The sequence below is a fragment of the Streptomyces sp. NPDC058284 genome (genome assembly GCF_042881135.1).
GTDB lineage: Bacteria > Actinomycetota > Actinomycetes > Streptomycetales > Streptomycetaceae > Streptomyces.
The window spans coordinates 200,713-212,963 of the sequence record NZ_JBHVYE010000007.1 but is presented as its reverse complement, the minus strand read 5'-3'; the positions used below and the strand labels follow the sequence as shown (position 1 = coordinate 212,963).

The following is a 12,251-nucleotide window of genomic DNA, read 5'->3' as shown; positions in this document are numbered from 1 at the left end:
GATACGCCACCGAGGCGGCATCGGGCCAGGTGCGCGAGGGCAGCGTTGGGTGCCTGATGGGGCAGCGCGGGGCGCCGGGCGGCCACGCCGGGAACGGGGCTCAGGCCCCGTAGAACCGTTCCTCCACCACCGCCCGCGCCCGCCGCGTGATCCGCCGGTAGTCGTCCAGCATGTCACCCACGTGGCCGGTGTCGTACCCCAAGTAGCGGGCCACGGCGGCCAGTTCGCGCCCGTCGGAGGGGAAGGTGTCCCCGGCCCTGCCGCGTACCAGCATCACCGCGTTGCGCACGCGTGTGGCGAGGACCCACGCCTCGTCGAGGATCGCCGCGTCGTCCGTGGGGATGAGCTTCGCCGCTCGGGCCGCCGCGAGGGCCTCACGGGTGCGGGTCGTACGCAGCCCCGGCTCGGCCCAGCCGTGCTCCAACTGCAGGAGCTGGACGGTCCACTCGACGTCGGAGAGGCCGCCGCGGCCCAGCTTCGCGTGCAGCGTCGGGTCCGAGCCGCGCGGCATCCGCTCCGCCTCCATGCGGGCCTTGAGCCGACGGATCTCCCGGATCGCGTCCTCGCCGAGACCCTCCGCCGGATAGCGCAGGGGGTCGACGAGGTCGATGAAGGCGCGGCCGAGCTCCTCGTCACCCGCGACCGGTTCGGCCCGCAGCAGCGCCTGGGACTCCCAGACGAGGGACCAGCGGCGGTAGTACGCCTCGTACGAGCCCAGGGTGCGCACCAGCGGACCGCTCCTGCCCTCCGGGCGCAGGTCCGCGTCGATGAGCAACGGCGGGTCGGCGGAAGGAAGTTGCAGCAGTCGGCGCATCTCGGAGACGACCTTGGCCGCGGCCTTCGCCGCCTCCTGCTCGTCGACGCCCTCGCGCGGCTCGTGCACGAACAGGACGTCCGCGTCCGAGCCGTAGCCCAGCTCGTGGCCGCCGAAGCGGCCCATGCCGATGACCGCGAAACGGGTGGGGAGCAGGTCGCCCCAGCCCTCTCGGACGACCGCGCGCAGCGTGCCCGCGAGGGTGGCGGCCGTCAGGTCCGAGATCGCACCGCCCACCCGGTCGACGAGCGTGCCGGGGTCGGCCTCGGCGGGGCTCTCCTCCGTACCGTACGAGCCGATGAGGTCCCCCGCGGCGGTACGGAACAGCTCTCGGCGCCGCACGCCGCGCGCCGCCGTCACGGCCTGCTCGGCGCCGTCCGCGCGGCGCACCGCCGCCAGTATCTCCTGCTCCAGGTGGGCGCGGCCGCGCGGTTCGAGGCCGCGGGCGTCACCGAGCAGGGCGACCGCCTCGGGGGCGCGAAGCAGCAGGTCGGGGGCGAGGCGTCCGGCGGAGAGGACGCGGGCGAGGTTCTCGGCCGCCGCGCCCTCGTCCCTGAGGAGCCGCAGGTACCAGGGGGTCTTGCCGAGCGCGTCGGAGACCTTGCGGAAGCCGAGGAGGCCCGCGTCGGGGTCGGCGGAGTCCGCGAACCAGCCGAGCAGGACCGGCAGCAGGGTGCGCTGGATGGCCGCCTTGCGGGAGACCCCGGACGCCAGCGCCTCCAGGTGCCTGAGGGCGGCGCTCGGGTCCGCGTAGCCGAGCGCGATCAGCCGCTCGCGGGCCGCCGAGGCGCTCAGCCGCGCCTCGCCCGGGGCGAGTTGGGCGACGGCGTCGAGCAGCGGCCGGTAGAAGAGCTTCTCGTGCAGCCGGCGCACCACGGAGGTGTGCCGCTTCCACGCGCGGCTCAGCTCGGTGATCGGCTCGGTGCGCATGCCCAGGGAGCGGCCGATGCGCCGCAGGTCGGCGTCGCCCTCCGGCACGAGGTGGGTGCGGCGCAGCTTGTAGAGCTGGATGCGGTGTTCGAGGGACCGCAGGAAGCGGTACGCGTCGTCGAGCTGGGCCGCGTCCACGCGCCCCACATAGCCGCCCGCGCCGAGCGCCTGCAACGCCACGAGCGTCGACCCGCTGCGGATCGAGGGGTCGCTGCGCCCGTGCACCAACTGCAGCATCTGCACGGCGAACTCGACGTCCCGCAGGCCGCCGGGCCCGAGCTTCAGCTCCCGGTCGACCTCGCCCGCCGGAATGTTCTCGACGACCCTGCGGCGCATCTTCTGCACGTCGGCCACGAAGTTCTCGCGCTCGGCGGCGTGCCAGACGAGGGGTGCGAGGGTGGCGACGTACTCCTCGCCGAGCGCGAGGTCGCCCGCGACCGGGCGGGCCTTGAGCAGCGCCTGGAACTCCCAGGTCTTCGCCCAGCGCTGGTAGTACGCGAGGTGGCTGGAGAGCGTGCGCACCAGCGGGCCGTTCCTGCCCTCGGGGCGGAGGTTGGCGTCGACGGGCCAGATGGTGCCCTCGACGTTCGTCTCGGAGCAGATGCGCATCATGTGCGAGGCGAGCCGGGTCGCGGCCCGCAGCGCCTTGTCCTCTTCGGTGCCCTCGGTGGCCTCGCCGACGAAGATGACGTCGACGTCGGAGACGTAGTTGAGCTCGTGGCCGCCGCACTTGCCCATCGCGATGACGGCGAGCCTGCACTGCGCGGCGTCGTCGGGGGCCGCCGCGCGGGCCATCGCGAGGGCCGCCCGCAGCGTCGCCGTCGCGAGGTCGGCGAGCTCGGCCGCCGCCTGGGCGACGTCCGTGGTGCCGCACACGTCGCGCGCCGCGATGGAGAGCAGGCAGCGGCGGTAGGCGACGCGCAGTGAGACCGGATCGGTGGCCTCACCGAGCCCCCGCTCGAACTCCGCCACGCCCGGATGCAGATCGGCCGACTCGTACGTGGCGAGCGCCTGCCAGTCGCGGGGGTGGCGGGCCAGGTGGTCGGCGAGAGCCTCGGAGGCGCCGAGGACGGCGAGGAGCCGGTCGCGCAGCGGCTTGGCGGTGACGAGGGTGTCGAGCAGCTCCCGCCGGCCGAGGTCGTCCTCCTGGGCCTCCACGAGCCGGACGAGGCTCAGCAGCGCCAGGTCGGGGTCGGCGGTGGCGCCGAGCGCGTCCAGGAGCAGCGGGTCGTTGCGTACGGCGCTCAGCGCGGGATCGTCCAGGAGCCGCTCCGCCGCGGACGGGTCGGTGAAACCGTGCCGCAGCAGCCGGGTGAACGTACTGCTGCGTCGTCCTTGCGGCACCGTCATGCCGAGCCTCCGTTCGATCACTCCTCGGCCCGAGCCTACGGCCTGAGCGACGGACCCGGCGCCCCCGCGGCCGGGCGCGCCACCTTGCCCGTAGCGCTGACAGCGGCCCGGCGCCCTGCTGTACTGCGGCTCATGGAATACACACTCGAGGTGATCCCGCTGCCCGTCAGCGACATCGACCGCGCGATGGAGTTCTACCGCGACAAGCTGGGCTTCCACGTGGACATCGACACGGAGGTCATGCCGGGCATGCGCATCGTCCATCTGACCCCGCCGGGTTCGGGCTGCTCCATCGCCCTGGCGGGCGACGCGCTATGGCAGACGATGGCGGGCCCGAAGCCGCCCGCCGGCTCCTACCAGGGCCTGCAGCTGTGCGTGGCCGACGCGAAGGCGGCCCACGCCGAGCTGGTCGCGCGCGGACTCGACGTCTCCGAGCCGGTGCAGCACGCTCCGCAGGACGGCGGCACGTTCATGTACTTCAAGGACCCGGACGGCAACGGCTGGGCGATCCAGGAGTACCGGGTCCGCGCGACTACGCCGCTGCGGGAGGCAATCGTTCCGAAGGCTTGAGGTCGCGCCGCCGGGCGGGGCCCGGAGAGACGCCGCGGTGTCGGCGCCCTCCTCGCCCGGCCCGCGCCTACAGCACCGGCAGGTTCTTCCGCAGCTCAAAGGCGGTGACCTCTGACCTGTACTCCTCCCACTCCTGCTTCTTGTTGCGCAGGAAGAAGTCGTAGACGTGCTCGCCGAGCGTCTCGGCGACCAGTTCCGACTTCTCCATGAGAGCGATCGCCTCGCCCAGGTTCTGCGGGAGCGGCTCGATGCCGAGGGCTCGGCGTTCCGCGTCGCGCAGGGCCCATACGTCGTCGTCGGCGCCCGGCGGGAGTTCGTAGCCCTCCTCGATGCCCTTGAGGCCGGCGGCGAGCAGGACCGCGTAGGTCAGGTAGGGGTTGGCGCCGGAGTCGATGGAGCGGACCTCGACGCGGGCCGAGCCGGTCTTGCCGGGCTTGTACATCGGGACGCGGATCAGCGCGGAGCGGTTGTTGTGGCCCCAGCAGATGTACGAGGGGGCCTCGCCGCCCGCGCCCGCCGTGCGCTCGGAGCCGCCCCAGATGCGCTTGTAGGAGTTCACCCACTGGTTGGTGACCGCCGAGATCTCCGCGGCGTGCCGCAGCAGGCCCGCGATGAAGGAGCGGCCGACCTTGGAGAGCTGGTACTCGGCGCCCGACTCGTAGAACGCGTTGCGGTCGCCCTCGAAGAGGGAGAGGTGCGTGTGCATGCCCGAGCCCGGGTGCTCGGAGAACGGCTTCGGCATGAAGGTCGCGTTGACCCCCTGCTCCAGCGCGACCTGCTTCATGACCAGGCGGAACGTCATGATGTTGTCCGCCGTGGAGAGCGCGTCCGCGTAGCGCAGGTCGATCTCCTGCTGGCCGGGCGCGCCCTCGTGGTGGCTGAATTCCACCGAGATGCCCATGGATTCGAGCATCGTGATCGCCTGGCGGCGGAAGTCCATCCCGACGTTCTGCGGGGTGTGGTCGAAGTAGCCGGAGTTGTCGGCGGGGGTGGGCCGCGAGCCGTCCAGCGGCTTGTCCTTCAGGAGGAAGAACTCGATCTCGGGGTGGGTGTAGAAGGTGAAGCCCAGGTCGGAGGTCTTGGCCAGGGCTCGCTTGAGGACGTAGCGCGGGTCCGCGAAGGACGGTGAGCCGTCCGGCATCAGGATGTCGCAGAACATCCGGGCCGTGCCGGGCGCCTCCGCGCGCCAGGGCAGGACCTGGAACGTCGACGGGTCCGGCTTGGCGATCATGTCCGACTCGTACACCCGGGCGAATCCCTCGATCGCCGAGCCGTCGAAGCCGATGCCCTCGTCGAACGCCTGCTCCAGCTCGGCCGGGGCCACGGCCACCGACTTCAGGAAGCCGAGGACATCCGTGAACCACAGGCGTACGAACCGGATGTCGCGCTCCTCCAACGTACGGAGCACGAATTCCTGCTGCTTGTCCATCTTCCGCTTCCACCCATCCTTGCTGGTCAGGCCACCTGCACCCGGCTCCCGGGACGCACCGGGCACACGAGCATCCCATTACTCGGTTTCGCGCACGTTGCGGATGCCGTACCGCGGCGCTCCGAGCCGTACCGCGGCGTTCCGATCCGTGCCGCTCGCCGCTCCCTGCCCATAGTGCCTGCTCGACGGCCCGGCCGTAACGGCGGCGGGTGCCTCGGCCGGTCCACGCAGGAGTCACCCCTCTCGCTATAACTTGCATTTCAGATGCTAATTTGAGTCCCGAAACAGACAAGGGGGGCACAAACCTCCCGTACCCCCCGTACCTCTCCGTCCTTGAGGAGTCCACGTTGCTGTCCGAGCAGTCAGCCGCGACCGTCCGCGCCACGCTTCCCGCCGTCGCAGCGGCCATCGGCGACATCACCGAGCGCTTCTACGACCGGCTCTTCACCGCCCATCCGGAGCTCCTCAAGGACCTGTTCAACCGCGGCAACCAGGCGGCAGGGACCCAGCGCCAGGCTCTCGCGGGCTCGATCGCCGCCTTCGCCACCCACCTGCTGGAGCGCCCGGACGAGCGGCCCGACGTGCTGCTTGGCCGCATCGCGCACAAGCACGCCTCGCTCGGCGTGGCGCCCGGCCAGTACGAGACCGTGCACCACCACCTCTTCGCCGCCATCGCCGAGGTGCTCGGCGACGCGGTCACACCCGAGGTGGCCGCCGCCTGGGACGACGTCTACTGGCTCATGGCCAACGCCCTCATCGCCATCGAGGCCCGCCTCTACGCCGGGCACGGAGTCGCCGCGGGCGACGACACCTGGCGGGAGTGGGAGGTCGTCGACCGCGTCGAGGAGACCGCCGACGTCGCCACCTTCCGGCTCCGGCCCGCCGACGGGGCACCCGCGCCCAAGTTCCGCGCCGGGCAGTACGTGTCCGTGCAGGTCCAACTCGACGACGGGGCACGGCAGATACGTCAGTACAGCCTGTCCGGAGGCGTCGGTCCGGGTCATGAGGTCCGGCAGATCAGTGTGAAGCGCGTGCGCGGGGGCGCCGGGGTCCACGCGGCACCCGAGGGGGAGGTCTCGAACCACCTCCACGCGCGCGTGCGGCACGGCGACGTGCTGCGGCTGTCCCCGCCGTACGGTGACCTCGTCCTCGACGCGGCGGACACCGGCGTCCCGCTGCTGCTCGCCTCCGCGGGCATCGGCGTCACCCCGATGATCGCCATGCTGGAGCAGCTCGCCGGCGCCGGGCACCGCGGGCCCGTCACCGTCGTGCACGCCGACCGCTCCCCCGCCGAGCACGCCCTGCGCGCCGACCACACGGCGTACACCGCCAAACTCCCGGACGGTACCGCCCACTTCTTCTACGAGCGGCCGGACGCGGGCCACCCCGACTCCCTGACGGGCCGCGTCGACCTGGCCGCGCTCCCCGCGATCGCGGCGGGCACGCGCGCGTACCTGTGCGGTCCGCTGCCCTTCATGCGGGCGGTACGTTCCCAGCTGATCGAGCGCGGGGTCGCCGCCGCCGACATCCACTACGAGGTGTTCGGGCCCGATCTTTGGCAGGCGCGGGCGTAGGGGTGGGGTTGGTGGGTTGGTAGCGGGGTTGGGGGCAGGGGGTGCGAGCGGGGCAGGGGGTGGGAGCGGGAGTCGGGCTGGTGCGGTCTCTGGGAGGACCGGCCCGGATCAGTCCGCGGTCCGGGTCGTGATGTCCAGCAACAGCCCGCCCGTCGGGGCCGCCACGATGTCCGCCACCGTGAGCGGGTCCAGCGAGGCGTAGAACGCCTCCTGCGCCCTGCGCAGCGCGTCCCGCAGGCGGCACGCCGAGCTCAGCGGGCACGGTGCGCCGCCGCCCTCGCAGTCCACCACGTCACCCGTGCCCTCGAAGGACCGCACCAGCGCGCCGACCGACGCGGTGCGGCCCGCCTCCGTCAGCGCGAGGCCGCCGCCCCTGCCCCGGCGGGCCTCCAGCAGGCCCAGCTTCTGCAGCTCGGCGACGACCTTGGCCTCGTGCGTGTAGGGCACGGCCATGTCGGCGGCCACCTCACGCGTCGTGGGAGCCGTCCCCTTCGCCACGGCCAGGCGCATGAGGGTGCGCAGCGCCAGGTCGGTCGATCGCATGAGCCGCATGCCTTCGAGCCTAGGTAATGCGCATCTGCGGCTCAAATTCTCCGTCCCGGGCCTACCTGTTCTCCGTCCCGGTCCTACCTGGCGAAGCCATCGATTCGAGAACGCTCTGTAGTACCGCCCCTCCCTCGCATTACGATCAGCGGACTCGTTCGTCGTCCCGTCCGTCCCTTTCCGCAGAAGGACACACCATGGGTTCCGCCAAGAACACGAGCAACGCTTCCCGCAAGGCCCGGATAGAGGAGATGCGCCGGGCAGAGCGCGCGCGTGATCGCCGGGGGCGGGTCCTCACGATCACCCTCAGCGCGGTCGTCGTCGCGGCGCTCGGCGTGGGTGGCTTCTTCCTCTTCGACAAGGCGTCCGACGACTCGGGCAAGGACGACGCGAAGGGCTGGCCGAAGTACAAGGTCTCGTCGGACGGCGAGAAGGTCTGGGGCAAACTCGGTCGTACGCACGTCACGAAGACGGTGAACTACCCCATGACGCCGCCGGTCGGCGGGGACCACAATCAGGTGTGGATGAACTGCAACGGCGATGTCTACAAGAAGGCGATCCCGGAGATGAACGCGGTGCACTCCCTGGAGCACGGCGCCGTCTGGGTCACGTACAACGACAAGGCGAAGCCGGCCGACCTGAAGAAGCTCGAGGCGAAGGTCAAGGCCACGCCGTACTCGCTGATGAGCCCGGTCAAGGACCAGAAGGACCCCGTCATGCTGACCGCATGGGCCCACCAGCGCACCGTGTCGGGCGCGGACGACCCGAAGGTCAAGGAGTTCTTCTCCACGTACGTCCAGGGGAAGCAGACGCCGGAGCCGGGGGCGGCCTGCACGAGCGGGCTGGCGCAGTGAGGTCGGGAGTGGCTTGAGGTCGGGAGCGCAGTGGTGCGGAGCGCAGTGGTGCGGAGCGCAGTGAGGTGGAGCGCAGTGAGGTGGGGAGCGTCATGAGGCGGCGTACCAACTGGATCGTCGGCTGTGTCGCGGCGGCCGTCGTCGCCGGGGGCGGCATCACGGCGGCGGTGGCCGCCACGGACTCCGACTCCGGCGGCTCGCCCGCGCGCACGTCGGCCGACGCGGGCTTCGCGCAGGACATGTCCGTCCACCATCAGCAGGCCGTGGAGATGTCGTACATCGTGCGGGACCGCACCGACGACGAGGAGGTGCGGCGCCTCGCGTACGACATCGCCCAGACGCAGGCGAACCAGCGGGGCATGCTGCTCGGCTGGCTGGACTTGTGGGAGCTGCCGAAGGTGCCGGAGGGGGCGCCCATGGAGTGGATGGGCATGGGGGACATGCCGGCCGGTGAGGACGGGGCGCTGATGCCGGGGATGGCTACGGGGGCGGAGCTCAAGCGCCTCGGGAAGCTGAGCGGCAAGAAGGCGGAGATCCTGTACCTGCAGCTGATGACGCGGCATCACCGGGGCGGGGTGCATATGGCTCAGGGCTGCGTCGAGCGGTGCGAGGTGTCCGCGGAGCGGCGGCTGGCGCGGGGGATGGTGGAGTCGCAGGAGTCCGAGATCTCGTTGATGGCGACGATGCTCAAGGAGCGGGGGCGGGGGTGAGGGCCGGGGCGTAGTAGCGGCTTCGCTTCGGCTCGGGTCTGCGCCTGTTGTTCGTCTGTGGGGCGGGGCCGCGGGGGTATGTGCGTACTCGCTATCCCTGCGTCACGCTGCACGGACAATGGGGCTATAGCGTGCTCGGTGCTCCGTTCGCACATACCCCCACGTCCCCTCCGGCCGGTTTCGCGGCTGCGCCCCGGTGGGGGCGTGTCCCTACTCCGGCCGTACGTCGCAGGGTGAACGGGTGGGCGGGTGGGATACATCCGCCGCGAAGCGGCGGTCCCGTTCGTACCCGCACCCGCAGGGGGAGACGAGGGGCCCCCACCCCCGGCCCCGCCCAAGGCCCAGGGGCCAGAAAAAATTAGGCCAGGCGGAAAAGGTCCTCCCGCGACAACCGCCCCCGCAAAGGCGCCCCCGCCAGAACCCGTTCGACCTCCGACACCGCGTACTCCCCCAGCCTGCGCACCTCACTCCCCTGCGCCCCCGCGATGTGCGGGGTGACCAGGACGTTCGGCAGGCGCAGCAGCACGTGGCCGGCCGGCAGCGGTTCGGGGTCCGTGACGTCCAGGAACGCGTCCAGGCGCCCGCCCCCGCACTCCCGCGCCAGCGCCTCCGTATCGACGAGTGATCCCCGTGCCGTGTTGATGACGGTTCCGCCGTCAGGGATGAGCTTCAGCATGTCCGCGCTCAACATGCCCCTCGTCTCGGGGAGTTGGGGGGCGTGGACCGTGACGATGCCGCTGCGCCCGCACAGTTCGGGCAGGTCCACCAGCTCCGCCCCGAGCGACGCCGCCTCCGCGGGGCTCACGTAGGGGTCCGTGAGCAGGACGCGGCACCCCGTGTCCGAGGCGCGCAGCGCCGCGATGACCCGGCGGCCGATCCGGGACGCGCCGACGACGCCGATCGTGCGGGCGTCCGCGCCGGTGCGCCCGGTGAACGGCGGCCAGCCGGCCGCGTAGCCCGCCGCCGTCGGCAGTGCCCCCTTCGCGGCGAACGTGATCGCCGCGAGCGTGAACGCCACCACCGGGTCCGCGTTGGCGTCCGCCGCCGAGGAGACGGTGATGCCGCGGTCCCAGACCGCGTCGGTCACCATCGGTTTGACCGAGCCCGCCGCGTGGACGACGGCGCGCAGGCGTGGTGCGCGGTCCAGGATCTCGGGGGTCAGGGGCGGGCACTCCCACCCCGTGACCAGGATTTCCGTCCCGGCCAGGACGGCCCGCGCCTCGGGTGCCGTGAGGGGTCCCGACAGGACGAGCGGCGCCAACCGCACGCTGCGGGCGAGGCGTTCGCGCAGGTCCGGTGGGAACACGCGCTCCGCGACCTCGACGCCCATGGCCAGGGCCGCGACGGGCGGTCCTTCGCCGGCCCGGACTCGCCGATCCGTCCGCTCTGCCTGATCTGCCACGCGTGACCGTCCCTCGTAGTAACCGGTTACCAATCAGCGCCTGGAGGCTAGGACTAATCCCGGAGAGTGGTCAAGAGACAGCGAGGCAGGGGGGGTTGACCGGGCGAAGTAACCGCTTTAGATTCCGGGCACCTTATTCCGACGACGGAGGGGTTGCCGTGCCGACGGTGACGAAGGACCGGGCGGAAACCGAGGCGGTGAAGCCGCCCGGCAGGCGCGATAGCGGGTCAAGTGGTGAGAAAAAGGGGCGCGGTGAGCTGTGGAAGCGGTTTCAGCGCACCCGCGTCCTGGTCCTGCTCATGGTGCCGGGGCTCGTGTACTTCCTGGTCTTCCACTACGGCGCCTTCGTCGCCAACGCGGTGGCCTTCAAGGAGTACGTCCCCTTCGACGGCCTGTGGGCCAGCCCCTGGGTCGGCACCGAGAACTTCTCGCGGATGTTCGGCGACCCGGACTTCTGGCACGCGACGTGGAACACCCTGTTCATCGCCGTGCTTCAGCTGGTGTTCTTCTTTCCGGCCCCGCTGGCGCTCGCCCTGCTCCTGCACAGCCTGAGCTCGGACCTGCTGCGTCGTTTCACGCAGTCCGTGATCTACCTGCCGCACTTCCTGTCGTGGGTCGTCGTCGTCGCGCTCTTCCAGCAAGTGCTCAGTGACACGGGGCTGTTGAACACCTTCCTGAGCGACTCCGGGCTGCACACCGTCGACATCATCGGCAATCCGGACGCCTACAAGCCGCTCGTCGTCATCGAGGTGATCTGGAAGGACGCAGGGTGGGGGACGATCATCTTCCTGGCCGCCCTGATGCAGGTCGACGAGCAGCTGTACGAGGCCTCGGCGATCGACGGGGCCGGGCCCTGGCGGCGCTTCTGGCACGTCACGCTGCCCAGCATCCGGCCCATCGTCATCCTGCTGCTGATCATGCGGCTCGGTGACATCCTCTCCGTCGGCTTCGAGCAGATGCTGCTGCAGCGACAGTCGGTGGGCCCTGAGGTCGGCGAGGTTCTCGACACCTTCGTCTTCTGGCAGGGCATCGTCGGCGGCGACACCGGATACGCCGCGGCCGCGGGCCTGTTCAAGGGCGTCGTCGGCGCGGCGCTCGTCTTCACCGCCAACCGGATCGCCCACCGACTCGGCGAACAGGGGGTCTACAAGTGAGTACCGGTCAGGTCACCAGGCCCGCCTGGATGGAGAAGCCGCGGTTCGCGACCAGGGCCGCCAAGGCGGTGGCGGTGGCCGTGGTTCTCGGGCTCGTGCTGATTCCGTTCCTCGTCATCGTCTCCACCTCGCTCGCCTCCAACCGCGAGGTCGTGGACAACGGCGGCTGGGTGCTGTGGCCGAGCGATCCGACCCTGCGCGCGTACCGGACCATCCTCGACGGCGGCATCGTCACCAAGGCCCTCGGCGTCAGCGTCGGCCTCACCGTGGCGGGCACGCTCTTCTCGCTCGCGTGCACCACCTTCCTCGCGTACGCGCTCGCCCGCCCCGGCGTCTTCGGCGGCAAGCCCGTGCTGCTTCTGATCCTGTTCACGTTCCTCTTCCCGCCCGGCATGATCCCCGCGTTCCTGCTGGTCAAGGGCATGGGGATGATGGATACGTATGCGGCTCTCGTCGCGCCCGTCCTCATCAACGTCTTCAATCTGATCGTGCTGCGCGGCTTCTTCCAGGGCATTCCGGAGGAGCTGTACGAGGCCGCCAGGCTCGACGGCGCCGGTGACTGGCAGATCCTGTGGCGGATCGTGCTCCCGCTGTCCAAGGCGGCGCTGGCCGTGGTCTCCCTCTTCTACGCCGTGAGCTACTGGAACGCCTGGTTCCATGCATCGATCTACATGGAGTCCGGCCACTGGCCGCTGTCGCAGGTCCTGCGTACGTACGTCATCGGCGGCTCCCAGATCGCCGACACCGGTCTGAGCGAGGCCGGCCTGGTCTCCGCCCCACAGACGACGCAGATGGCCGTCCTGGTGATCGCCACCGTGCCGATCCTGCTCGTCTACCCCTTCCTGCAGAAGTACTTCACCAAGGGCGTGCTCACCGGCGCCATCAAGAGCTGAGCCGTCCCCCAACCCGTCGTACAGAAGG

Annotated in this window: 10 protein-coding genes; 6 read left to right on the top strand and 4 right to left on the bottom strand. The window is 71.0% G+C overall.

Annotated features, from left to right (window positions below; all coding sequences use genetic code 11):
• Nucleotides 1-100: 100 nt before the first annotated feature.
• A complete protein-coding gene (locus ACFVYR_RS13135; RefSeq protein ID WP_384257062.1) occupies nucleotides 101-3,094 on the bottom strand; it encodes a bifunctional [glutamine synthetase] adenylyltransferase/[glutamine synthetase]-adenylyl-L-tyrosine phosphorylase in 2,994 nt (997 codons plus the stop codon).
• 132 nt (nucleotides 3,095-3,226) lie between these two features.
• Here ACFVYR_RS13135 and ACFVYR_RS13130 point away from each other — a divergent pair, with 132 nt between their 5' ends.
• Nucleotides 3,227-3,664, top strand: coding sequence for a VOC family protein (locus ACFVYR_RS13130; protein ID WP_384257060.1), 438 nt, complete (start codon nucleotides 3,227-3,229; stop codon nucleotides 3,662-3,664).
• A gap of 67 nt (nucleotides 3,665-3,731) precedes the next feature.
• Here the strand turns inward: ACFVYR_RS13130 and ACFVYR_RS13125 are convergent, their stop codons facing one another.
• Nucleotides 3,732-5,093, bottom strand: a complete 1,362-nt coding sequence (locus ACFVYR_RS13125) for a glutamine synthetase family protein (RefSeq protein WP_384257058.1) — start codon at nucleotides 5,091-5,093, stop codon at nucleotides 3,732-3,734.
• Between the two features lie 347 nt (nucleotides 5,094-5,440).
• On the opposite strand from ACFVYR_RS13125, the gene ACFVYR_RS13120 reads away from it, so the two are divergent.
• A complete protein-coding gene (locus tag ACFVYR_RS13120) occupies nucleotides 5,441-6,667 on the top strand; it encodes a globin domain-containing protein (protein ID WP_384257056.1) in 1,227 nt (408 codons plus the stop codon).
• A gap of 108 nt (nucleotides 6,668-6,775) precedes the next feature.
• On the opposite strand, the gene ACFVYR_RS13115 is transcribed toward ACFVYR_RS13120, so the two are convergent.
• Nucleotides 6,776-7,219 (bottom strand): RrF2 family transcriptional regulator, encoded by a 444-nt coding sequence (locus ACFVYR_RS13115; RefSeq protein WP_384257054.1) that lies wholly within the window; start codon nucleotides 7,217-7,219, stop codon nucleotides 6,776-6,778.
• A gap of 188 nt (nucleotides 7,220-7,407) precedes the next feature.
• On the opposite strand from ACFVYR_RS13115, the gene ACFVYR_RS13110 reads away from it, so the two are divergent.
• Together ACFVYR_RS13110 and ACFVYR_RS13105 are read left to right on the top strand one after the other, a co-directional pair.
• Nucleotides 7,408-8,064, top strand: coding sequence for a DUF3105 domain-containing protein (locus tag ACFVYR_RS13110; RefSeq protein WP_384257052.1), 657 nt, complete (start codon nucleotides 7,408-7,410; stop codon nucleotides 8,062-8,064).
• Between the two features lie 92 nt (nucleotides 8,065-8,156).
• Nucleotides 8,157-8,774, top strand: a complete 618-nt coding sequence (locus ACFVYR_RS13105) for a DUF305 domain-containing protein (RefSeq protein WP_384257049.1) — start codon at nucleotides 8,157-8,159, stop codon at nucleotides 8,772-8,774.
• A 358-nt stretch (nucleotides 8,775-9,132) separates the two neighbouring features.
• Here ACFVYR_RS13105 and ACFVYR_RS13100 read toward each other — a convergent pair whose 3' ends face one another.
• Complete coding sequence (locus ACFVYR_RS13100) at nucleotides 9,133-10,104, bottom strand: hydroxyacid dehydrogenase (RefSeq protein WP_384257216.1); 972 nt, start codon at nucleotides 10,102-10,104, stop codon at nucleotides 9,133-9,135.
• A 371-nt stretch (nucleotides 10,105-10,475) separates the two neighbouring features.
• Between ACFVYR_RS13100 and ACFVYR_RS13095 the strand changes: the two genes are divergently transcribed.
• A complete protein-coding gene (locus ACFVYR_RS13095; protein WP_384257213.1) occupies nucleotides 10,476-11,330 on the top strand; it encodes an ABC transporter permease in 855 nt (284 codons plus the stop codon).
• 29 nt (nucleotides 11,331-11,359) lie between these two features.
• On the top strand, nucleotides 11,360-12,223 hold the full coding sequence (locus tag ACFVYR_RS13090) for a carbohydrate ABC transporter permease (RefSeq protein WP_384257211.1): 864 nt from the start codon (nucleotides 11,360-11,362) through the stop codon (nucleotides 12,221-12,223).
• The last annotated feature ends 28 nt before the right edge of the window (nucleotides 12,224-12,251 follow it).

Coding starts and splice junctions, on each gene's coding strand:
- ACFVYR_RS13135 (WP_384257062.1), bottom strand. CDS start 3,094: ATGACGGTGCCGCAAGGACGACGCAGCAGTACGTTCACCCGGCTGCTG.
- ACFVYR_RS13130 (WP_384257060.1), top strand. CDS start 3,227: ATGGAATACACACTCGAGGTGATCCCGCTGCCCGTCAGCGACATCGAC.
- ACFVYR_RS13125 (WP_384257058.1), bottom strand. CDS start 5,093: ATGGACAAGCAGCAGGAATTCGTGCTCCGTACGTTGGAGGAGCGCGAC.
- ACFVYR_RS13115 (WP_384257054.1), bottom strand. CDS start 7,219: ATGCGGCTCATGCGATCGACCGACCTGGCGCTGCGCACCCTCATGCGC.
- ACFVYR_RS13110 (WP_384257052.1), top strand. CDS start 7,408: ATGGGTTCCGCCAAGAACACGAGCAACGCTTCCCGCAAGGCCCGGATA.
- ACFVYR_RS13105 (WP_384257049.1), top strand. CDS start 8,157: ATGAGGCGGCGTACCAACTGGATCGTCGGCTGTGTCGCGGCGGCCGTC.
- ACFVYR_RS13100 (WP_384257216.1), bottom strand. CDS start 10,104: ATGGGCGTCGAGGTCGCGGAGCGCGTGTTCCCACCGGACCTGCGCGAA.
- ACFVYR_RS13095 (WP_384257213.1), top strand. CDS start 10,476: ATGGTGCCGGGGCTCGTGTACTTCCTGGTCTTCCACTACGGCGCCTTC.
- ACFVYR_RS13090 (WP_384257211.1), top strand. CDS start 11,360: ATGGAGAAGCCGCGGTTCGCGACCAGGGCCGCCAAGGCGGTGGCGGTG.